The sequence below is a fragment of the Cytobacillus oceanisediminis 2691 genome, assembly GCF_007678455.1.
GTDB lineage: Bacteria > Bacillota > Bacilli > Bacillales > Cytobacillaceae > Mesobacillus > Mesobacillus oceanisediminis_A.
The window spans coordinates 224,727-247,517 of the sequence record NZ_VEEP01000005.1 but is presented as its reverse complement, the minus strand read 5'-3'; the positions used below and the strand labels follow the sequence as shown (position 1 = coordinate 247,517).

Below are 22,791 nucleotides of genomic sequence, written 5' to 3'. Positions count from 1 at the left end.
TTATTACTCCCCTTTCTTCTTGGAATAATCGCGCTTACGCGGTTTGATTAAGGAAACGTCAACATCTTCATAATGGAAAGCCGGTGCTGAATTTGCATCAACAAACTTAGCCATAGTCGTCTTCAAGAACTCGTCATCATTACGGTCAGGGAACTCTGGCTTATAGTGTGCTCCGCGGCTTTCATTACGGTTATAGGCACCGATTGTGATAACACGTGCAAGCTGAAGCATGTTTTGAAGCTGGCGTGTGAACACCGCACCCTGGTTGCTCCATTTTGCAGTATCGTTGATATTGATATTTTTGTAACGCTCCATCAGTTCAACGATTTTATCATCGGTTTTCTTCAGTCTGTCATTGTAGCGGACAACTGTGACATTGTCTGTCATCCATTCGCCAAGCTCTTTGTGAAGGACGTATGCATTTTCAGTTCCATCCAATGACATAACATTGTTCCACTTTTCCTGTTCCATCTTGATTGCATCATCAAACAGAGCTGATGAAACAGCATCTGAGCTCTTTTCAAGCCCGTTGATGTAGCGGATTGCATTCGGTCCTGCCACCATTCCGCCGTAAATTGCGGACAATAATGAGTTGGCGCCAAGACGGTTTGCACCGTGCTGTGAGTAATCAACTTCACCGGCAGCAAACAGGCCAGGAATATTGGTCATCTGATCATAATCAACCCACAGTCCGCCCATGGAATAGTGAACAGCAGGGAAGATTTTCATCGGAACTTTTCTTGGGTCATCACCCATGAATTTTTCATAGATCTCAATGATTCCGCCAAGCTTGATATCAAGCTCTTTAGGATCCTTGTGTGATAGGTCAAGGTAAACCATGTTTTCGCCGTTGATGCCAAGCTTCTGGCTTACACACACGTCAAAGATTTCACGTGTAGCGATATCACGCGGTACAAGGTTGCCATAAGCAGGATACTTCTCTTCAAGGAAGTACCATGGCTTACCATCTTTGTAAGTCCATACTCGTCCACCCTCACCGCGGGCAGATTCACTCATCAGACGAAGTTTGTCATCGCCAGGAATTGCCGTTGGGTGAATCTGGATGAATTCACCGTTTGCATAATAACCACCCTGCTGGTATACGATCGCAGCTGCTGAACCAGTATTGATAACCGAGTTAGTCGTTTTACCGAAAATAATGCCAGGGCCTCCAGTTGCCATGATTACGGCATCTGAAGCAAATGATTTGATTTCCATTGAAGTCAGGTTCTGTGCTACAACTCCGCGGCACACACCTTCCTCATCCTTAACTATTCCGAGGAATTCCCATCCTTCGTACTTGGTAACCAAACCAGCCACTTCATGGCGGCGAACCTGCTCATCCAAAGCGTATAATAGCTGCTGGCCTGTTGTCGCACCAGCGAAAGCTGTACGGTGATGCTGTGTACCTCCGAAACGGCGGAAGTCCAGCAATCCTTCAGGTGTACGGTTGAACATTACACCCATACGATCAAGAAGATGGATGATTCCCGGTGCTGCTTCAGCCATTGCTTTTACAGGAGGCTGATTCGCAAGGAAGTCACCGCCGTAGATTGTATCATCGAAGTGCACCCATGGAGAGTCACCTTCACCCTTTGTATTTACTGCACCGTTGATTCCGCCCTGTGCACAAACAGAGTGGGAACGTTTTACCGGCACAAGAGAAAACAGTTCAACAGGAGTTCCTGTTTCTGCAACTTTTATAGTAGCCATTAAGCCAGCCAAACCGCCGCCGACTATGATAACCTTACCTTTACTCATCGTGACTCACTCCCTTAAATCCAAGTCTGTCTTTCATATCCGTTCATGGGTAAATCTATTTTTTAGCATAAGCTTGTTCATTTTTTAAAAAATCTTATACAAATGCCAGGATCGCACGGACACCAACGATGGAAAGCGCAATGAATACACCGATTGTGACATAAGTGGAAATCACTTGAGAACGCGGTGTAACAGTGATGCCCCAGCTTACGAAGAATGACCATAATCCGTTAGCAAAGTGGAAAGTAGTAGAAATGATACCAATCAAGTAGAACCATAGCATGAATGGACTTGAAAGAATTGTCTCCATCATCTGGAAGTTAACAGCAGCACCGAAAGCCGCAGCAATACGAGTTTCCCACACATGCCATGCAACGAAGATTAAAGTGATCACCCCGGACACACGCTGAAGCATGAACATCCAGTTTCTGAAATAGCCATATTGGCCTATATTGTTTTTAGCTGTAAAAGCAATATAAAGACCGTAAATAGCATGGAATAATAATGGTAAGAAGATAATGAAAACTTCTAGAAAATACCTGAAAGGCAACTGCTCCATGAAATGTGCTGCATTGTTGAATGATTCCTCTCCCCCAGTAGCAAAGTGGTTGACTACAAGGTGCTGCGTGAGGAAAAGACCTACCGGAATTACACCCAGCAATGAATGCAGCCTCCGCCAATAAAACTCTTGTCTACCTGCCATATGTATACCCCCCTTGAAATTTGGCCGTGATGTTAAGACTTCTCTCCCCATCCCTATTAACCTAAGAGATTGAAACAGCCTCACATCAAAAATATAAGCATTTCTTACAATTATGTGACATGTTCATTTTACTCCCATCATATTGGAGCGTCAAGAAAACGTATACATAAAAATGCTTATATAAATAAAATTTTTAAAATATATTGATATCGTAAAAATCCCACTTTTTATTTATTCCCACCTCAGAAAGAGTACATTAAAATAATACTATTGCCCTTTGCAGCCGAATGACACAAAATTAATTTTTGAAATTCCGAGTTACGGGTATGGTATAAACATGGAAAAAATTTATAAAATTCTTTATGGAAACAAAAATTAACAGTTATTTATTTTTATCAACGCCAGTGTTTTTTTGGCAAATTGTTTATAATAGATTCATAGAAAGAGGGGAGAACATGAGCGAAACAACAACTTCAGAGCCAAAAACCGAAAGCGAGCCACTCGCTGTCAGCGCTTTCGGATATGAATTGATCAGGGAAGAATTATTGAACGAACTGCTTGGCAAAGATACTCCAGAAATCCTTTACTGGGCCGGTAAACGCCTCGCCCGCAAACATCTTTTGTCCAACTTGGAGGAGACCATCCAGTTTTTCCAGGACGCCGGCTGGGGCCGTCTCACCATCAAAGAAGAATCCAGAAGAGAAATACTGCTGGAACTCAGCAGTGAACTGATTTCCTCCCGACTGAAAAAAAACCCAAATACCACATTCCAGCTGGAAGCCGGTTTCATCGCCCAGCAAATGGAACACCAGAAAAAATTTACAGCAGAAGCATTCGAGCACCCCAATAAGAAAGCATCAAAAGTCCAGTTTACAATCAAGTGGGATAAGACTGATATTATTGAGTAAATATAAGAGGGCACAGTGAAACCGTTACTGTGCCCTTCCGCTTTAATGTGACGATAAACTCTCTTCTGCCCTTTATCCGCACATAATCCGCTTTAATGTAACGATAAACTCTCATTCTGCCCTTTTATCCGCATATAATCGTCTCTAATGTGCCTATAAACTCTTGAGGGACACTTTTACGATCACACAGCAGCATATATAAAAGCTTTCCTGGGGGGCACCCAGGAAGCTTTAAGCATGATTTATTAGTTCGTCTTAACCGCTCCTGAATAAAGCTCGAATGCCTCATGGAGTGATTCGACGGCATGGACCATTTGTTTTTCGTTTACGACTGTGGAAACTTTGATTTCGGATGTGCTTACCATTTTGACCTGGATGCCGTTTCCTTCAAGGACTTCAAACATTTTCGCGGCAACCCCGGGATTTGAGACCATGCCTGATCCGACAATCGATACCTTTGCAAGGCCAGTTTCTGATTCGACGGATTGATAATTCAATGATTCTTTATTCCGTTCCAGTACGTCCAGTGTTTCTGTCAGATCATTGCTCTTGATGGAGAATGAAATATTGGCTGTGCCTGCTTCTGTGCGGCTCTGGACGATGATATCCACATTGATATGATTTTGGGCAAGTGTGGTGAAGATCGTAGAAAGCCCTTTTAAAGAAGTGCTTACTCCCAGTACTGATACTCTCGTGATCTGGTCTTCAAACGCTACTCCACGTACAACTAGATTTTGTTCCATTTCATTCTCCTCCTCGATCATTGTGCCTCTTTCTTTTTCCATACTGGATCTTACTTCAAGCGGCAGTCCGTAATTCTTGGCGAATTCGACCGCACGCGGGTGGAGCACACCTGCTCCCAGGTTCGCCAGCTCAAGCATCTCGTCATATGAGACACTCAGTAACTTCCTTGCACTTTTCACAAATCTTGGATCGGTCGTGAACACGCCCGTTACATCTGTATAAATATCGCATTTATCAGCCTTCAATGCGGCTGCAAGCGCGACGGCTGTTGTATCTGATCCGCCCCTTCCAAGTGTGGTGATTTCCCCGTCCTCTGTTACACCCTGGAATCCGGCGACAATGACCACCATTCCTGACTCCAGCTCTTTGGAAATCCTGTCTGTGTCAATATCGATAATCCGGGCGTTTCCATGGATGGCTTCGGTCTGGATTCCAGCTTGCCAGCCAGTAAAAGAAACTGCGTCTATTCCGCTCTGTGCAAGAGCCATTGAGTAAAGCGCGATGGTGATTTGCTCTCCCGTCGTCAAAAGCATATCCATTTCCCTTTTGGATGGCGCCCTTGAAATATCGTTCGCCATGTCGACAAGATGGTCGGTCGTCTTGCCCATTGCTGATACGACTACGACAACATTATTGCCGTTCCTCAATTCTTCTGCTGTCCTTGAGGCAGCATTCCTGATCTTTTCAACACTGCCAACCGATGTTCCGCCGAATTTCTGTACAATCAATCCCATTAGTTTCCCCTGCCTCTTTTTCAGTATTTTGCCTCTGTAAGAGCTTCATGGCTTATCTGCATATGTATTTTCCCCGAGCCTTTTAAAAAAAGAGCCGTAAAAACAGAAAAAGCAATGGAAGTGGCTCCCATTGCTTAATAAACGTGTATATACGCTGCAACATGAGATAGCACTCCAAGATGGCAATCTTGACAATCCAGCGTTTATTCAACGAAGGACCAGCGAGAAAATGGATAGGCATCTCCTCACTTCGGCAAGCATCCCCTTTCAAAGCCCTTCCCAGAATCCTATAATTCTCCGGCCTTTTACTCTTGAAGCTTGCACCTCTATCTTCACTTTAATACTCTAAAGTGATAGCAATATGAAATTTTTATCATTATAGCATACAAAAATATAGATTGCTACATTAATCCTGTAATTTCTGATATAGTTCCTGAGCAACATTCGCCGGCAGCCCGGCTGCACTCAATTCCTCAACAGAGGCTTCTCGCATTTTTTTGACTGAACCGAAATGTTTCAGCAGCGCTTTCTTCCGCTTTTCGCCAATGCCTGCGATATCATCGAGGATCGATTGGAAAGCGCTTTTTCCCCTCAGCTGGCGGTGGAAGGTGATGGCAAAGCGGTGCACCTCATCCTGAATCCTTTGCAGCAGGTAAAACTCCTGGCTGTTCCGCGGCAATTCAATCACCTGCAATGGATTGCCATATAGCAGCTGGGAAGTCCTGTGCTTATCATCCTTGGCCAGGCCGGCAATCGGAATATCAAGACCTAATTCATTCTCCAGGACATCCCGGGCGGACTCGATATGCCCTTTTCCGCCATCGATGATGATCAAATCCGGCAGCGGCAAACCCTCTCTCAACACCCGGGTATACCGGCGGCGGACGACTTCCCTCATCGACTCGTAGTCATCTGGCCCCTTCACTGATTTGATTTTATATTTCCGGTACTCCCTTTTCTCGGGTTTCCCATCAATGAATACGATCATCGCTGAAACCGGGTCAGTTCCCTGGATATTGGAGTTATCAAATGATTCGATCCGATGGGGTGTATAGATCCCCATTTGTTTCCCAAGGTTCTCAACTGCGTTAATGGTCCTTTCCTCATCGCGCTCGATCAGGGAGAACTTTTCCTGAAGGGCGATCCGGGCATTTTTTGAAGCCAAGTGTACAAGCTCTTTTTTCTTGCCGCGCTGAGGCTTGAGGACTTTTACACCAAGCAATCCCTCTGCCATTTCTAGGTCGACGCTTTCGGGCACCAATATCTCCTTTGGCTTGAAATGCTCATTTTTCGAATAAAATTGGCCAAGATATGTGAGAATATCTTCCTCGGGTTCATTATGGATCGGGAACATCGAAACTTCCCTTTCAATCAATTTCCCCTGGCGGATAAAAAATACCTGAACACACATCCAGCCCTTATCGACTGCATAGCCAAACACATCACGGTCGGTAAAGTCTGTCGTGGTCATCTTCTGCTTTTCCATTGTTGCTTCAATATGGGCAATCTTGTCGCGGAACTCCTTTGCCCTTTCAAAGTCAAGTTCCTCGGCAGCGGCAGCCATTTTTTCTGTCAAATCAACCTTGATTTCCTTGTATCCGCCATTCAGGAATTTCGTGATTTCATCGGTAATCTGCTTATATTCTTCCTTGCTGACGTCCTTGACACAGGGTGCCAGACATTGGCCCATATGATAGTAGAGACAGACCCTGTCTGGCAGTGTCGAGCACTTCCTGAGCGGATAAATCCTGTCGAGCAGCTTTTTCGTCTCATTCGCTGCCTGAACATTCGGGTATGGACCAAAATATTTTCCGCTGTCTTTTTTGACCTTGCGGGTAATGATCAGTTTTGGATGCCGCTCTGCCGTCAGCTTGATGAAGGGATAGGTCTTGTCATCCTTGAGCATGATATTATACTTCGGGTCATATTTTTTGATTAGATTGATTTCAAGCAGCAGTGCTTCCATATCGGAAGAGGTGACAATATACTCGAAATCCTCGATTTCATTCACAAGCCGGAGCGTCTTGCCGTCATGCGATCCGGTAAAATAAGAGCGGACCCTGTTTTTTAAAATCTTGGCTTTTCCCACATAAATGATGGTTCCCTGCCTGTCCTTCATTAAATAACATCCTGGCTGCGCAGGAAGAAGAGCAAGCTTATTCCTGATTTGCTCATTCATGCCATTCACCTCCTGTTACGGTGTCCATTTATATAAAATAATCTCATGATAGACCGGGTCAAAAATTTCATTTGACGAAAATGTTTTCACTTCTTCAAGCTTTCCGCCTGGATTGATACCCTGGGACCGGAAGCCGTCTATTACACTATTTGTTAAATATATCGTTTTTCCTTCATATAATCCCTGGTCATGAAGAAAAATCTTATAAGTATAGATTCGTTTATGGGGATAAGGCATTCCCAAGAACTGAAGCACCCTTGTTTCCTCCCATGTATAAAGGACAAACTCATCATGCTGTTCCTCAAGATAATTCGCGAGCTGGTAGACAGCGGGTGATAACTCAGCCTGTTCCTGCACATAGCTTGATGAAACAATTGCCTGGGCAATGATTACAGCAAGCGCTAGATAACGTGTAAATTTCTCTGCTCTTTTTTTAAAAAAGACGAGCATGCAAAAAAATACAATCAGCAGCGCTACGGGCAATATATGCCTCGGCTTGTCGATATTCTGGGCAAAAAGCGCCCAGCCTCCATAAGCCAGCATCAGCAGCAGACTTAATTGGACATTGCCTTCTTTAAAAATTCCGCTTTTGCGGGATGGCCATAAAATAATGCTGCCAATAACTATATATAATACCATCAAAACAGTTGTTCGTGAAAATATTCCCCACCACAAAATGTTGGTAAACACGAATGCCTTCAACCTTGCAAAAATGGAAAGTTCGTTCGATGCCGAGGTGCCACCCCATTCCTGAAAATGGCCGCCGGTGAATCCGAATGCCAGCTCCAGGAAATTGGCGACACTTCCTTCGGTGAGAATCAGACCTCCAACCCAAATCAACTGGAACAAGCCGGCAATAGCCGTAAGTTTTATCATACCTGGCAAAGTAAGCTCTTGTTTCGTCCATTTTTTATAAAAAAGATAGATGAGGCCAATCCCCATCGGAATATAACTCAATCTGATCCCCAATAGCACACTGAATAAAAACAAGGGAAGGAGCATCCATTTCCCTGAAGATTTTGTTTCTGCAGCTGCTATGCTCCAGAAGTACCACCAGAATGCGGCAAGTGCAGCACCTTCAGACATCGGCTGATTGACGATAATCAGCGGATAGCTCGCTGTGTAAATAATGCCTGCAACGAGAAAGGCATTTTCCTTTGAAACGACTTTTGACGCCAGCAGGTACACGGGCAGTATCGAACTCGCATATACGAGCACATTGAATGCTACCAGCGCCTGTCCTGGATTCTGCACGAATTTATCCGTGAGCAATCCACCTAAAATGAAGTAAGGATAGCCAGGAAAATGGGGTTGCATTGCCCTTAAATCATATCGATCAAGCGCTAGGGTAAAGTCTACCTGATCCCAGGATGAGACGAAGGGATTCAGATTGCCAAGCTGCGTCATGAAAACATATAGGATAGCAAGCAAACTCACTCCTGAGATCAGGACTCGGTTTATTTTTGCGAAATTCATCTTACAAACACCAACTTTGTTTTTACGTATGAAAAAAGTACAAGGAATATCCCTGTACTTTTTCTGGAGAGAGGAGAGTTACACCTCAAAACTTTTATTTTACTTGTGGCTTCAGTACATTGACCTGCTTCGCTTCTGCCGTTTTTTCAGCAGCCTGCTGTTTCTTGGAGCTGCGTGATGATGTCAGCAGGAAAATTGCCGCAAAGTAGCCAATATAAGCAATGACTTCCTCGATGGATGGCATTGAAGAATATCCGAACAACGCCTTCAGGAAGATTCCGACATCACCGGATATGAGCGGTGCTGCACCGGTGTCCCGGAGATAGTGTGCATAATCAATCGGGTGTTCAGGCAACAGCCATGTAATATCGTAAACATGGTACATGACGCTTCCAATCAAGTTAATGTCCTGCATCATTGAGATTGCCTGTACAAGCAAACCGGCAGATATCAGGATGATGAAAGCTCCTGTAATCTGGAAGAATGTCTTGAGATTCACCTTCATTGTGCCTTTGAAGAACATATAGGAAACGACTACAGCAATCAGTGTTCCGGTAATCGCTCCCCATCCCTGCATCGCAGCACCGATGTTACCGCCGGTGATCGCTGCAAAAAAGAACACTGTCTCGATTCCTTCACGCAAGACAACGAGGAATGAATGGATGACCATACCGACAATATTGCCTGTCGAGATGAATTTATTCATTTTCCCTTCCATATTGCCTTTAAGGTTTTTGCTGTGGCTCGCCATCCAAAATACCATCTGGGTCAGAAGGACCGTCGATACAATCATGATTCCGATCTTGAGGTAGATCTCGCTGCCCATCGCTGCGAATCCGGTGAACACGACCTGGAACAGGATCGCTACCCCGATGCTCGCAAGAACGGCAAGACCCGCTCCCAGCCACACATACTTCGTATATTTGGAATGATCCATCCTTTTTAGATAGGTTGTGATGATCCCGATAATTAATAATGCTTCCAATACTTCACGAAAAGTAATCAATAACGCTTGAACTTCCATTGCTGATTCTCCCCTCTCCAAGGTGTCATCAAAATTTATGCTCTTCTTCTCTTTATGCCAATGGCCACTACTGCCGCAATCACTCCAATGATGATGATGATTGGAATCCAGTTGCGGAAATTCGATAAATCCGTCCAATCCTTTTTGCCCGTACCTTCTTGTTCAGTTGCACTTTCAGCAAAGTGACCTACTTCCAGGCTGGCGAGATTGAACTCCTTTTGTAATGAATCGAGGATTGCTTCTTTTTTTTCTTTAAAAGTCTCGATGTCCGATGGTTTTTTCCCGACGCCAAACAATCCGGGATTCCCCAATGCTTCCAGTGCAGCATCAAAATCAGCTTTGATCTGTTGGTCCACTTCAGCATTTTGCGCCTCTACCTTTGGCGATAACGCTTGATATGTAGCAAATCCTTTCGCAAGGAGCTTTTTGGAGTTGTCAAATTCCTCAAAATTCTTTTCGATGCTTTCAAGTCTTCTCGCTATATTCAATACGAGGAGTTTTTCCATATTCTCAATGGTTGCTTCTTTATCTTCATCATCCAGGCTTTTCATGATGACTTCTCCTGGCTCAGTTCCCATATGCATGTCAATTTCTTCCTTGACTGTTCCGAACAGGGATTTTGCCGCTGTGAAATTCGGAGGGTTCTCATCCAGCTTCAATTGCATTTCCTTATAGACTTCTGCAACCTTTTCTTCATTGGGATCCCCATATGAATATGCGCTGGCAGACAGCGGAATGTTACTGAGAATCAATATCAGTGAAAAACAAAAAAATATGGCTCTTTTCATTCGTTGTTTCCCTCCTACAATGATAATGATAATGATTATCATTATGAATGTCAATCATATTTGATAACCGTCACCTTTTTGTCACTTTTTTTACTGCCTTTACGTTGAAAAATCTCTTCTCCAGCAAGTTTAGATACCGGCCTGGACATTTCCCGGTAGACGGCAGGCACCACATTCGTCATATATTTTTTGAACGAAATAAAGGATGTGCCCGTTGTCCTCACGCGGTATTGGATTGGCACCTCCAGCACCCTGAAGCCTTTTCGGACAAGGTTCAGTGTCAATACTTGCGCATAATTGTAATCATGGATGATTTCCGCATGCTTGAGGACCTGCCGTGAAAACGCCCTCATTCCAGATTGTCCATCATAAAGCCATTTTTTCAATAATAAGGTTTGCAAAAATGTGAAAAAATAATTCCCCATCCTGCGGTGAAATTTCATTCCTTTTATTGTGCCCATAAATCTTGAGCCCATTGTATAATCTGCTTCGCCATTCAAGATTGGTTTGACGATATCAGGAATTTGCCATGCAGGATATTCTCCATCTGCATCAATCATTACACCGACATCTGCACCCATCTTATAGCACTCTTGTATTCCCTTTCGGACCGCGGCACCCAGGCCGCGGTTTTTTTCAAAGCTGATGACATGGTCTGCCCCTGCTTTTTTTGCTTCAGCAACTGTTCCATCGTTAGATCCATCGTCAATGACCAGCACTTCCACCTGAGCAGCACCGGCAAAACTGCGCGGTATATTGCCAATCACTTCAGCTATTGACTCTTCCTCATTAAAAGCCGGTAAAAATACGATCACTTTATTCAAATTCATTCTCTTCCTTCTCTGCTTTGATTGCGTCCATTAAGACTTTGCCCCTGCTGCTTGCTGGATACGGCGCTCCCATCAGATAGGAAATCGTCGGAGCAAGTGAGACGAGGCTATGCTTTTCCTGGACTTTATTTCCCTTCCTGATATGCGGCCCATGCATGAAAAATGGAACAAATCTTTCACCTTCATCAAGGTGGCCATGGCCCCCGATTCCGTCAGCCTGCCCATGGTCTGCACAAACGACAAGCGTAGTGTTCTCCATTTTTCCTTCTGCCTCGAGCCATTCAACAAACTCCTTAATCAGTGCGTCGGCTTCCTCGATTTTTTCAATATAATCATCATAGAGGACTCCGCGGCTGTGTCCAACCTGGTCTGTCCCAATCATTTGCACGACAAACATGTCAGGGTCCTGCTCGTCCATGATTTTTCTTGCCCTGGCGAGCATATTAGTGTCAGCTTTATCCTTATGCATCACAGCCGTCACGGTCTCGACATCGCTTCCCATTGCATCAACCAGATGGGCTATGCCAAGCAGTCTTCCCCTTTTGCCAACTTTCCTCAGCGAGTCAAAGATCGTTTCCGTATTGACCCCAAGCTTATAGACCATATTGGATTTTATGCCATGCTCAAACGGATAGGTACCGGTAAACATTGAACTGAAGCACACCACGGTTCTCGCAGGGTACAATGTTTCCATATTCAGATATTCCGTGCCATTCTCTTTTAACTGGTCGAGAAAAGGCGTATTCGCCTCGTAAAAACGTTCCTTACGCATTCCATCAATGACGATGACAATCACCTTATCGGACAGGCCATTTTGAGGAACATCAGGCCCCTCATCCTTTGTATACGTTTCATAAGCCTTTGGTTTCCAGTCGAATAAATATTTGTGCAAAATAAAGGCAAACAATAATATGAAGCCATAAAAGATCGCCAAATCCGCCAGGGGAAGACCAGAGCCGCCAGAAATCGCGGTATATGACAATTCCCATACGGAGAGCAGCAGCAAGAACTTCGGAAGCTGCTCCTGGGCATTACCGCTTGTCGAATCACTGTTCTTTAAAACGAGCTTCCAAAATCTCGTGAAGTTCAGCCAGGAAGTGCCAATTCTTAAGTGGTAATAAAACGTCCCCCAGAAAAACACGGTAAAGAAAAAATAAAGGCCAGCTGCAAACAGCAGCAAACTTAAGTTAAGATCAGGCCAAATAACGATAAATACGATAAACGGAATCCATAGATAGTTTCTCAAAAACAAAGGAAAATCATAAATAAAATACATGATAAACAGCGGCAGGACTGTAAGCAGGGCGAAAAGGAACTCTGTGAACCTTCCCGCGCTGCCCAAATCGCCGATGTGGAATAATACCATGGTGCCAATCGTGAAAATTGGCGTGAATGGCTTCCCTTCATTAAGCAGATTCCAGCTTCGGGCCGCAAATTTTTCAAATTTAGATGCACTTTTCATTTTAATCCTTCTTTCTCCCTGACCTGAAATTCCTTAGTTCCCTGCGAAAATATGCAGGAGAGGAAATCAATAACAGCAGGCCAGTAAAATATGAAAAAACAAATTTAAAGCCATGGCTTAAAATGGAAGCTGTATAGGCCTCCCTGGTCCCAATCCCCAAAATGGCCAAAGCGGATGTCATAACTGATTCATACGTTGATATTCCGCCAGGTGTAATTTGGAAAACCTGGCCTCCAACAGTAAGGGAATTGACCCACAAGCCTTCAATGAAAGAAAAAGAGATCCCCATGGACTTTGCGACATTCCAGATGACGAAGCTCTCCAATACCCAACTGATGATGACCAATGGGAATAGATAGAGACTCCTTTTTTGGGACAAAGCATCCTTCAACATTATCAGATGCTTTTGGACAAAACCAGAAAAAAAACGGTTTAGAAGCATAATTCCGATGACAGCGAGAATCGCGAAAGCTGCCAATAATGGCAAGGAGAGATTGAAGACAAGATCTTTGCCTAAGATCAATAATCCTGCTCCGGTAATGGATGCCAATGTAACTATATCGAGGAACCGCATAAAAATCACGGAATTGGCGGATTCATCGCCGGTCAATTCTTGTTCCTTGGCGGCCAGGAACCCCGCACGAAAAAAATCCCCTGCTTTGACAGGCGTAATATGATTGATGAATAAGCTTAAAAATATAGCCTGCACACAGTTCAAGTACTTCACTTGTTTCGGAATATATATTTTCCATGCCAGGGCCCTGATTAGAAAAGCAAGGAGGTATGTAAATGCGGCACCCCAAAACAGAAAACCTGACCTCCAAAAATGGATGCTCTCGTCTATCAATGTGCCGATATGGAAGTACCTGAATGAAAAGATTGCAAAAATGATTACAAGAATCATTCCAACGATTTTAAAAAGTAAGGACTTATTCCTTGCCATAGTAATCAACTGCCCACTTCACTGTCCTGGCCAACCCTTCATCGAAAGGTATTTTGGCCTGGAAACCCAGCAGTTCCTTCGCTTTGGAGGTATCAGCCCAAGTCGAGGTCACATCCCCCTGCCTGAACCCTGCATGGTGAATCTTCATATCTGGAAAATGTTTTGCGATAGCCTCTATCAATTCCTCGATGGAAACTGGGCAGGAAGATCCTAAATTCATAATATTCGTTCCACGCGCTTTATGGATTGCTGCATAAATCCCTTCAATTATATCATCTATGTAAGTATAATCACGTGATGTCCCATTGCCATAAACCGTGATTTCTTCACCGTTCAAAATTCTTTCTATAAACTTTGTGATCGCCATATCTGGCCGGCCCCATGGACCATACACTGTAAAGAACCTAAGGATTGTCATATCATACTTGTACATGCTAGCGAATGCATGGCAAAAGGATTCGGCACCATATTTAGCTGCAGCGTAGGGTGAGATCACTTTGCCAGTTGCCATTGCTTCTGTTAATGGTTTATTCGCCTGTTCTCCATATACAGAAGATGAGGAAGCGTAAATGACCTTCTTTACATTCGACTCGCCGGAGAACTTCAGGACGTTGACGGTCGCTTTTACATCATAATCGACATATTGCCCGGGGGCTTCAAGTGAGTAGCTGACTCCAGGCAATGCTGCCAGGTGAACTACACAGTCTGCCTGAAATTCAAGGAAAATTCTCCGGATATCCTCCTCATCATCCAGGAGGTTCTTTTCCTCAAATCGATACGGTCCCGCTTCTCCAATGTAATCCAGCTGGTCCAATTTCCTTTTTTTTGAGTAATAAGGATGGATTGCATCTATGACCAGTACCTCATTGCCTTCTTCCACTAACTTTCTTGATAGGTGGCAGCCGATGAAACCGGCACCGCCTGTAACGATTATTTTCAAAGAATACACCTCAGTCACGATTGTCTCTGCCATTCTATATTATAGAGAAATTTAGAAGCAGAGTAAAAAAGGAAAAACCTTGTCAGGGTACAAGGTTCTTCCGGCAAGCATTATTTTGCTGAATCGATTACAGTCTGAAGAGCTGCTTCTACTTCTTTCCTCAAAACTTCTCCATTTTCTTTATCTTTTGCTTTGGCAGCTTCGTAATATTTTTGGGCGTTCTCTGAAAGTGAAGCATATACCTCTTCACCGACCAGGCGCTTAATGTCTTCACCAATAAGGTCAGTGAACAGAGCGCCTTCAAGAGCTGTGATTACCCCTTTATCCTCGCCCCAGTTCTCTTCGCTTTCTTCTAATTCATGGAGAGCAATTTTCGCAAAACCTCTGACTGCAGCATTATTTACAGCTGCCGGGTCAATCGTCTTCACATCAGTTTCCAGGTTGAACTGTTTTTCAATAATCTCTGCTTCTTCCGGTGCGTTCTTTACAAGGTAGCTAGCAATTGACTGGTAGAAGGCCCATCCTTCTGCCTGTTCAACTTTAGCCGCTTCGGCATCTTCTTTTGCCTCATTTGCGGCTTTAGTAGCATAACCATTTGGAACTGCAGCAGTTGCAAGGTAGAATGTCTTCATTAACGTTTTATCGACAACTTGTTGTCCAAGCTTGAATGCTAATTGGTCATCTGCCTCAACAGCCTTTTCCATTTCAGCGAACCCGCCGGAAATTGCATCCTTCATGTTCGTGCCATTAGCATCATCGCGTTTTTGGACTGTACCTTCAATGATTGCGTAAAATTCTTTTGCCTCTTCAATTTCTTCCTTCACTGCTTCTTTATCATCCCAGTTTTCAGCCACTTCGATAAATTCATGTTTCATCGTAGTATAAAATACTTTTTGCATAAGCTTATCGAAAATTTGTTTAACAACTACCTTATCCATTGAACCATCTTTTCCAGCCTGTAATGCTGTCGTGATGTGCTGGTCAACTGTATCTTCAAATTCCTGATCTCTCTTCTGGACTAGGCTTTGAAGATTTTCGTTATAAAGCTTTGTTACTTTATCAAAGTCGACATCCTTGTTTTCCTTGGCTTTTTCAAGCTCGGTGACAGCTTCCTTATATACATCACCATACTCGACTTCTGTTTCCGCTTCTTCAGCTTCTGTCGTTTCTTCCTTTTTTACGGTTTCTTCTTGCTTTTTATCCTCAGGCTTTGAAGCTGTATCTTTATCCGCGCCACATCCAGCCAATACAGCACTCGCCATTATGAAACTAGCAAAAACTATTTTAAGATCTCGTTTTTTCATGATTGTATGCCCCCAATTGATAATTTCTTTTTTAAATGATAATGATTTTCAATCACAGTTGTTATTATAATCGAGAATGATTTTCACTGTCAACGAACTTTGTGAGAAAACTTTGACAAACTAATGAACATTGAAATTATCATGCCCTATTGTTAGAATTTCTGATGAATCTTCATCAACGCAAAAAAATCCCGCCATCAATGAGATGGCGGGATTTTTTTGTTGCTAGTTGATTAGATATGCTGCTGAAGACGTCCTGCAAGTGCTTCTTTTGGCTGGAAACCGATTACTTTATCAACCGGCTGTCCATCTTTAAGGACAAGCAATGTCGGAATGCTCATGATGCCGTATTGTGCTGCAGTTTCCTGGTTGTCATCCACATCAAGCTTCACGATTTTCACTTTGTCGCCCATTTCTGAATCTAATTCTTCAAGCACAGGAGCGATCATCTTACAAGGGCCGCACCATGGTGCCCAAAAATCAACAAGCACTAGGCCTGATCCTGTTTCGTTAGCAAAAGTTGCGTCAGTAGCATGTGTAATAGCCATTTGAATGCCTCCTAAAAAATCTGGATAATATCGTCAGTATATCATCGTTTACCAATTGATGCTATCTATATGCTCTTGTTGTAATTTACCCTCTTTGCATTTGAATATTCTTTAAAAAATGAAAAAACGGACGCTGTTCACGTCCGTTTTAATGTATTATTTTAAGCATTGACTTTGAGTTTTTTGAACTCTTCAGTAAGCATTGGAACGACCTCGAATAAGTCACCAACGATTCCGTAGTCTGCCACTTTAAAGATATTTGCTTCCGGATCTTTATTGATCGCTACGATGACTTTGGAGTTTGACATACCTGCAAGGTGCTGGATTGCTCCAGAGATACCAGCAGCGATATATAAGTCTGGTGTTACAACCTTGCCTGTCTGGCCAATCTGAAGTGAATAGTCACAATAGTCAGCGTCACATGCACCGCGGGAAGCGCCAACCGCTCCGCCAAGGACGTCTGCCAGTTCCTTGAGAGGTTCGAAGCCATCTTCACTCTTGACACCGCGTCCTCCAGCTACAACGACCTTTGCTTCTGACAGGTCTACGCCTTCAGTTGCTTTGCGGACAACATCCTTGATGATTGTTCTTAAATCCTTGATTTCTGCTGAAACAGTTGATACTTCACCGGATTTGCCTGCATCTTTTTCCAAAGGAGCAATATTGTTTGGACGGATTGTAGCAAACAATAATCCATCAGTGACAATCTTCTTTTCAAAAGCCTTACCTGAATAGATTGGGCGAGTGAATACAAGATTGCCTCCCGCTTCCTCTACCGCTACCGCATCTGAAATGAGTCCTGAGCCCAGTTTGCTTGCGATTTTCGGTGCAAGGTCTTTTCCAAGGGATGTATGTCCGAAAATGATGCCTTCAGGATTTTCCTGCTCGATGACAGCCATCAATGCCTGTGAAAACCCGTCTGGTGTATATTGTGCCAGTTTGGCATCTTCTACAGCCACAACTTTGTCGGCACCATATTGATATAGGTCATTGCCTAATGAACTTACAGATTCGCCAAGCAAGACTCCAACTACTTCTCCGCCCTCAGCAACTGTTTTTCCAGCCGCGATCGCTTCAAAAGAAACATTCCTAAGCTGTCCGTCACGCGCTTCTCCCAATACTAATACTTTTCTCGCCATTTGATTTACCTCCTGCGTATTTATTCTTCCTATATGTCTTAAACGACTTTTGCTTCTGTGTGAAGCAGGCTGACAAGTTCCTTAACCTGGTCGGCTAACTCACCTTGAAGGACTTTTCCTGCCTCTTTTTGCGGAGGAAGATAAATTTCGATTGTTTTCGTCTTAGCTTCCACATCGTCTTCATCAAGATCAAGATCATCAAGTTCTAGCTCTTCAAGAGGCTTCTTCTTCGCTTTCATGATTCCCGGAAGAGATGGATAACGCGGCTCGTTCAAGCCCTGCTGCGCTGTTACAAGAACCGGCAGGCTTGTCTCAATGACTTCAGAATCCCCTTCTACGTCTCTAGTGATTGTAGCAGTAGTTCCGTTGATTTCCAGTTTAGTAATGGTCGTTACATAAGGCATACCAAGTTGTTCAGCAACTCGTGGTCCTACCTGTCCGGATCCGCCATCGATTGCGACATTTCCGCCAAGGATCAAGTCGGCTTCTTTATCCTTCAGGTATTCAGCAAGGATTTTTGAAGTTGTGAACTGGTCTCCGTCTTCTATGTCATCTTCGATATTGATCAATACTGCTTTATCCGCCCCCATTGCCAGGGCTGTACGAAGCTGCTTCTCTGCTTCCTCGTTTCCGACAGAAACAACTGTTACTTCTCCGCCATGGGCATCCCTGACCTGGATAGCTTCTTCGATTGCATATTCATCGTAAGGGTTGATGATGAATTCCGCACCATCTTCATTGATTTTGCCGTTTGAGAGCGTGATTTTTTCTTCTGTATCGAATGTCCTCTTCATTAGAACGTAAATATTCATTTGTTCCCCTCCTAAGTATTCAAACATTTTAGCTGTTCTAAAGATTAGAAAAATTTATAACAAAAAATTTTGATGCTAAAAGTTTGCTTATCTGCCTTTAAACTCCGGCTGTCTTTTTTCAAGGAATGCCTTGATTCCTTCCTGGCCATCCTCTGACAGGAAGACATCGCCGAAGAGTTTCGCCTCATCTTTGACCCCTTTGTAAAAGGCTTCATGCTTCGTATAGTTTAAGAGTTTGATAGCTGCCCCAATGGATACAGGACTCTTCTTCGCAATCTTGCCGGCCAGCTTGTATGCGTTTTCAAGCAATTCCTCTTCTGGGTAGGCGTGGTTGGCGAGGCCGTATTGTACTGCTTCCACCCCTGTGATCGGATCGCTTGTGAACAGCATTTCCGCTGCTCTGGCAACACCAACATATCTTGGAAGACGCTGGCTCCCTGCAAATCCAGGAACCAATCCGAGCTGCAATTCGGGCAATCCTAATTTAGCATTTTCTGCGACAAGCCTGAAGTGGCAAGCCATTGCAAGCTCCAGTCCTCCACCCAGTGCAGCACCATGGATAGCTGCGATAATCGGCTTCGGAAAGTATTCCATGCGCTCAAAAAGATCTTGTCCATACTCTGCGAGCTTCCCAAAGTCTTCACCGGTTTTGATTGTGGTGAATTCCTTGATATCTGCTCCTGCAGAGAAGAATCTCCCTTCACCATGGATCAGGATGACCCTGACTTCTTCATTTCCCTCGATTTCATCAAGCACTGCCGATATTTCCTTTAGCAGTCCTGAAGCAAGGGCATTCGCTGGCGGACGGGCAATCGTAATTGTTGCAATCCTGTCCTCCGTAGACCATTTAAGATACTCCACATTTTCCCCTCCTTTTACATTAAGACAGGTTTCGCACAAGGGATGGGCCCCATGTGCGATACATGCCTTTTTACGTACCGTTTCCATAAGACCTGATAAACAGGAAGATGGAAAGGACTTGATTAAAGGACCGGTTTGGCACCGTGGTAACCGCAGCCGTTGATCAGCAGCTGGTGTACCGCTTCAGCCAGGTCTGGCAGATTGTATTTCTGTTCATTCATTACCCATGAAGTCACAGTTTCATCCACCGTACCAAAAATCATCTGCCTAGCAAGACGCAAATCCAGGGAGCCTGAAAACTCTCCATTCTCTATGCCTTCCAAAATGATTTTGTCGATCAGCATTAAGTAGCCTTTCAGCACCTCGTTGATTTTATGACGGAGGTCCTTATTCGACTGCCTTAGCTCCAGCTGGGTCACAATTGCAAGATGCCGGTCCTGGGAAAGCATTTTGAAATGCGTTTCGACCAACATGTATAATTTCTCTGTTGCTGTCTTTTTTCCTGCAATTTTTTCTTCGATATTTTCTACGAAGTAACCCATCTTCTCCTGGAACAGAGAAATCAGTATGTCTTCTTTATTCTTGAAATACAAATAAATGGTCCCGTCAGCCACTCCAGCCTGCTTCGCTATTTTAGACACTTGCGCCTGGTGATAGCCGTTTTCTGCGATAACGACGACTGCTGCATCAATTATTTGCATATACTTCGGCCTGTTTTTTTTCAATTCACTCACTCCCGCTCCAGGAAAAGCACAAGCAATAAATGCTAAAGTGGCACACTCCCGATTACGATTTTGTCTGCGTTACTTTTTACTGAATGAATCGTCATTCATATTTTTATAATAGTATTCACTCACATTTCTGTCAAGGAAATGTGTTTCAATTGGACAAGCTTTCTTTGTCAAAAAGAAAGAGCCGATTAAGCCGGCTTTTAGTGTTAAGCTCGCTTTTGCTGATCTTCTAAACTTTTTGCTTTTTCTTCGTCTACAAGTGCTCTTCTGAGAATCTTGCCCACTGCTGTTTTCGGCAATTCTTTTCTGAATTCATAAAGTCTTGGTACCTTATAGGCCGCCAGATGCTTGCGTGAATACTCGTTGAGTTCTTCCTCGGTCGCCTCTGCACCTTCCTTCAGCACAATATAGACTTTTACCGTTTCTCCTCTGTAAGGATCTGGTATACCAGCCGCTACAACCTCCTGGACCGCAGGATGCTCGTAGAGGACTTCCTCGATTTCACGCGGATAGATATTGAAGCCTCCGGCAATGATCATGTCCTTCTTCCGATCGACGATATAAAAATAACCTTCGTCATCCATATAGCCAAGGTCGCCAGTCAGCAGCCAGCCATCCTTTAGGACCTGCTCTGTTTCTTCAGGCCTGTTCCAGTAACCCTTCATCACCTGCGGACCTTTTACAGCTAATTCGCCGATTTCACCAGGCGGCAGCGGCTCGCCAGTCTCCATAGAGAATATAGCGGCATCTGTATCCGGCCACGGGACGCCTATACTTCCTTTCACACGCTTTTTATCCCACAGGAAGTTAGCATGAGTAACCGGTGACGATTCAGTCAGGCCATATCCTTCAACGAGCTTCCCGCCTGTTACTTCCTCGAATCTTTCCTGGACCTCCACAGGCAGTGGCGCAGAGCCGCTGATACAGGAATCAATCGAGGACAAATCATATTTCTTAATATCAGGATGATTCAACAACCCAATGTAAATGGTTGGCGCGCCAGGAAAAAGTGTCGGCTTTTGTTTTTGAATCGTCTTTAACGTCGTTTCAGCGTCGAATTTCGGCAAAAGCACCATTTTTTGTCCCTGCATGACAGACAAAATCAAAACAGCTGTCATCCCATACACATGGAAAAACGGAAGGATCCCCAGGACGGTTTCTTGCCCCTCTTTACATTTATACAGCCAGGCATTGCTCATTGCCGCATTTGCTATCAGGTTTTTATGCGTCAGCATGACCCCTTTCGGAAATCCGGTTGTTCCGCCTGTATATTGCAATAAAGCCAAGTCTTCTTCAAAGTCAAGCTCGTATTCCTTAATTTTGCCCGCAGGCTTTTTCATAATCTCGGTAAAAAGATGATTCTGGCCTTCATGCTTCACGTTCACGATAATACCATACTGTTTTTTCTGGATGTAAGGGTAGACAAGATTCTTTGGGAATGGAAGATAATCCTTGATAGCGGTTACAATTACATTCTCTAAATCCGTATTGGCAATGACCTTTGACACCCTAGGGAATAAAATATCCAGGGTGATAATTGCTTTGGCACCGGAATCTTTCATCTGGTACTCAAGCTCTCTTTCCATATACAGCGGATTTGTTTGGACAACGATTCCGCCGGCCATCAGGATTGCATAGTAACTGATGATTGACTGAGGAGTATTTGGGAGCATGATCGCGACTCTGTCCCCTTTTTCAATTCCTAAGTCTTGTAAATAGGCAGCCAGTTTCTTCGCATAGTTGTAGACTTGCTTATACGTCAGTTCTTTGCCCATGAAATGGATGGCAACCTTCTCGGGGTACTTCTCAGCAGTTTGCTTAAGGTAATCCTGGACAGTTGCTTTTTGGAGATCCAAATGAGCAGGGATTTCCGGAGGGTATTGCGACAGCCACGGCTTTTCTACTTCCATCTTGACGCCTCCTTATTTAAAATTTTTTGAAAATTCTATCTCCCATTATAATATAATGGTCTTTTTATGACAATTAGAATAGTTTTTTGTAGGATAATAGGGACAAACACCCAAAAAATAATCAGATAGCGTTCATTTTGCCCATTAAAAAAACCGCCATAAAAGGCGGTTTTCTACAGTTTTATGCAAAAAACATCATATAGATGATGCCGACCAACAGAAAGACTCCGCATAGGATCAGCAAGATTTTTGCCAGTTTTTCCATCTGTTCTGATCCTCCTGATTAAATTCCCGCCCCGATGATATACGACAGGCCGATAGAGATGACCATGGAAATCAGGCCAACTGCACGGTTGTCATTTTCTATTTCTATATCGATGTTGAACTTCGGTGTCAGGAATTCAAAAATAAAGTATCCAATCAAAAGCAGCAAGAAGCCGAAAACTCCCCAGCCAACCATCGTGAGAAGTGAATCATGCTGGTTGATAGAATGGCGGAAGATATTGGCTACACCGAAGATTTTCCCTCCGGTTGCCATCGCGACTGAAATATTCCCCTTTTTGATTTCATCCCAGTTCCGGTATTTAGTGACCAATTCAAAGACAGCCAGGAATACAACCATGCAGAGAATCGCCACACTGTAATAACCTGCTGTCACTACATATTCATTTTCCCAGAAATGCTTCATGTCCAATCTCCCTGAATATATTTTACCCCTAAGCCTATTATAATGGTTTCTGGAGTGGATTAATATTTTTTTCTCTGTTAAACAAGACTGTTGATTTTCGTTCCAGGCGCTTCGCTTTCCGCGGGGGAAGAATTATGAAAAAGCTCAAGTGCCAGCTTTTTCAAAGACCAAATTCTTCTTGGCTGGCGCTGAGCCTCCTCGTCGCTTTGCTCCTGCGGGGTCTCACCTGACCAGCTGCGCCCGCAGGACACTGAACAGCTTCCTCGAATCTGCCCACGCACGATGGAAATGCGTTAGCATTTTCGG

At 43.9% G+C, this 22,791-nt stretch carries 21 protein-coding genes and 1 riboswitch; of the genes, 1 reads left to right on the top strand and 20 read right to left on the bottom strand.

Annotated features, from left to right (window positions below; genetic code table 11):
* Positions 1–3 precede the first annotated feature (3 nt).
* Positions 4–1,761, bottom strand: coding sequence for a succinate dehydrogenase flavoprotein subunit (sdhA, locus tag FS736_RS12230; RefSeq protein WP_144477581.1), 1,758 nt, complete (start codon positions 1,759–1,761; stop codon positions 4–6).
* Positions 1,762–1,855: 94 nt separating this feature from the next.
* Positions 1,856–2,464 carry a succinate dehydrogenase cytochrome b558 subunit gene (locus FS736_RS12225; protein ID WP_144477578.1) on the bottom strand — a complete coding sequence of 203 codons (609 nt, stop codon included), beginning with the start codon at positions 2,462–2,464 and terminating at the stop codon, positions 1,856–1,858.
* A 455-nt stretch (positions 2,465–2,919) separates the two neighbouring features.
* Here FS736_RS12225 and FS736_RS12220 point away from each other — a divergent pair, with 455 nt between their 5' ends.
* The gene (locus FS736_RS12220; RefSeq protein WP_144477576.1) at positions 2,920–3,372 is read left to right on the top strand and encodes a YslB family protein; all 453 of its coding nucleotides are present in this window, start codon (positions 2,920–2,922) and stop codon (positions 3,370–3,372) included.
* A gap of 245 nt (positions 3,373–3,617) precedes the next feature.
* Here FS736_RS12220 and FS736_RS12215 read toward each other — a convergent pair whose 3' ends face one another.
* The 18 genes from FS736_RS12215 to FS736_RS24315 all read right to left on the bottom strand — a co-directional run bounded on the left by FS736_RS12215 (position 3,618) and on the right by FS736_RS24315 (position 22,736).
* A complete protein-coding gene (locus FS736_RS12215) occupies positions 3,618–4,850 on the bottom strand; it encodes an aspartate kinase (protein ID WP_144477573.1) in 1,233 nt (410 codons plus the stop codon).
* A gap of 159 nt (positions 4,851–5,009) precedes the next feature.
* A riboswitch (Lysine riboswitch) is annotated at positions 5,010–5,187 on the bottom strand.
* A gap of 69 nt (positions 5,188–5,256) precedes the next feature.
* The gene (uvrC, locus tag FS736_RS12210; protein ID WP_144477570.1) at positions 5,257–7,029 is read right to left on the bottom strand and encodes an excinuclease ABC subunit UvrC; all 1,773 of its coding nucleotides are present in this window, start codon (positions 7,027–7,029) and stop codon (positions 5,257–5,259) included.
* Between the two features lie 15 nt (positions 7,030–7,044).
* Entirely contained in the window at positions 7,045–8,505 is a 1,461-nt protein-coding gene (locus FS736_RS12205) for a hypothetical protein (RefSeq protein ID WP_144477567.1), read from the bottom strand.
* A 94-nt stretch (positions 8,506–8,599) separates the two neighbouring features.
* Positions 8,600–9,529: an FTR1 family iron permease gene (locus tag FS736_RS12200; protein WP_144477564.1), complete on the bottom strand. Its 930-nt coding sequence runs from the start codon at positions 9,527–9,529 to the stop codon at positions 8,600–8,602.
* 35 nt (positions 9,530–9,564) lie between these two features.
* Complete coding sequence (locus FS736_RS12195) at positions 9,565–10,317, bottom strand: hypothetical protein (protein ID WP_144477561.1); 753 nt, start codon at positions 10,315–10,317, stop codon at positions 9,565–9,567.
* Between the two features lie 50 nt (positions 10,318–10,367).
* Positions 10,368–11,147, bottom strand: a complete 780-nt coding sequence (locus FS736_RS12190; protein WP_144477558.1) for a glycosyltransferase family 2 protein — start codon at positions 11,145–11,147, stop codon at positions 10,368–10,370.
* A complete protein-coding gene (locus FS736_RS12185; RefSeq protein ID WP_144477555.1) occupies positions 11,134–12,609 on the bottom strand; it encodes an alkaline phosphatase family protein in 1,476 nt (491 codons plus the stop codon). The genes FS736_RS12190 and FS736_RS12185 overlap by 14 nt, the downstream gene beginning before the upstream one ends.
* Before the next feature lies 1 nt (position 12,610).
* Positions 12,611–13,552, bottom strand: a complete 942-nt coding sequence (locus FS736_RS12180; RefSeq protein ID WP_144477552.1) for a lysylphosphatidylglycerol synthase transmembrane domain-containing protein — start codon at positions 13,550–13,552, stop codon at positions 12,611–12,613.
* Positions 13,539–14,492, bottom strand: coding sequence for an NAD-dependent epimerase/dehydratase family protein (locus tag FS736_RS12175; protein WP_144477549.1), 954 nt, complete (start codon positions 14,490–14,492; stop codon positions 13,539–13,541). The genes FS736_RS12180 and FS736_RS12175 overlap by 14 nt, the downstream gene beginning before the upstream one ends.
* A gap of 110 nt (positions 14,493–14,602) precedes the next feature.
* Complete coding sequence (locus FS736_RS12170; protein WP_144477546.1) at positions 14,603–15,796, bottom strand: hypothetical protein; 1,194 nt, start codon at positions 15,794–15,796, stop codon at positions 14,603–14,605.
* A 233-nt stretch (positions 15,797–16,029) separates the two neighbouring features.
* Positions 16,030–16,344: a thioredoxin gene (trxA, locus tag FS736_RS12165; protein ID WP_144477543.1), complete on the bottom strand. Its 315-nt coding sequence runs from the start codon at positions 16,342–16,344 to the stop codon at positions 16,030–16,032.
* Between the two features lie 161 nt (positions 16,345–16,505).
* Entirely contained in the window at positions 16,506–17,483 is a 978-nt protein-coding gene (locus FS736_RS12160; protein WP_144477540.1) for an electron transfer flavoprotein subunit alpha/FixB family protein, read from the bottom strand.
* A 38-nt stretch (positions 17,484–17,521) separates the two neighbouring features.
* A complete protein-coding gene (locus FS736_RS12155; protein ID WP_144477537.1) occupies positions 17,522–18,295 on the bottom strand; it encodes an electron transfer flavoprotein subunit beta/FixA family protein in 774 nt (257 codons plus the stop codon).
* An 87-nt stretch (positions 18,296–18,382) separates the two neighbouring features.
* Positions 18,383–19,156 carry an enoyl-CoA hydratase gene (locus FS736_RS12150; protein ID WP_144477534.1) on the bottom strand — a complete coding sequence of 258 codons (774 nt, stop codon included), beginning with the start codon at positions 19,154–19,156 and terminating at the stop codon, positions 18,383–18,385.
* A gap of 122 nt (positions 19,157–19,278) precedes the next feature.
* Complete coding sequence (locus tag FS736_RS12145; protein WP_144477531.1) at positions 19,279–19,881, bottom strand: TetR/AcrR family transcriptional regulator; 603 nt, start codon at positions 19,879–19,881, stop codon at positions 19,279–19,281.
* Between the two features lie 212 nt (positions 19,882–20,093).
* The gene (locus tag FS736_RS12140) at positions 20,094–21,797 is read right to left on the bottom strand and encodes a long-chain-fatty-acid--CoA ligase (RefSeq protein WP_144477528.1); all 1,704 of its coding nucleotides are present in this window, start codon (positions 21,795–21,797) and stop codon (positions 20,094–20,096) included.
* Positions 21,798–22,080: 283 nt separating this feature from the next.
* Complete coding sequence (locus tag FS736_RS12135) at positions 22,081–22,485, bottom strand: DUF350 domain-containing protein (protein WP_144477525.1); 405 nt, start codon at positions 22,483–22,485, stop codon at positions 22,081–22,083.
* A gap of 77 nt (positions 22,486–22,562) precedes the next feature.
* Complete coding sequence (locus FS736_RS24315) at positions 22,563–22,736, bottom strand: hypothetical protein (protein WP_186326764.1); 174 nt, start codon at positions 22,734–22,736, stop codon at positions 22,563–22,565.
* Between the last annotated feature and the right edge of the window lie 55 nt (positions 22,737–22,791).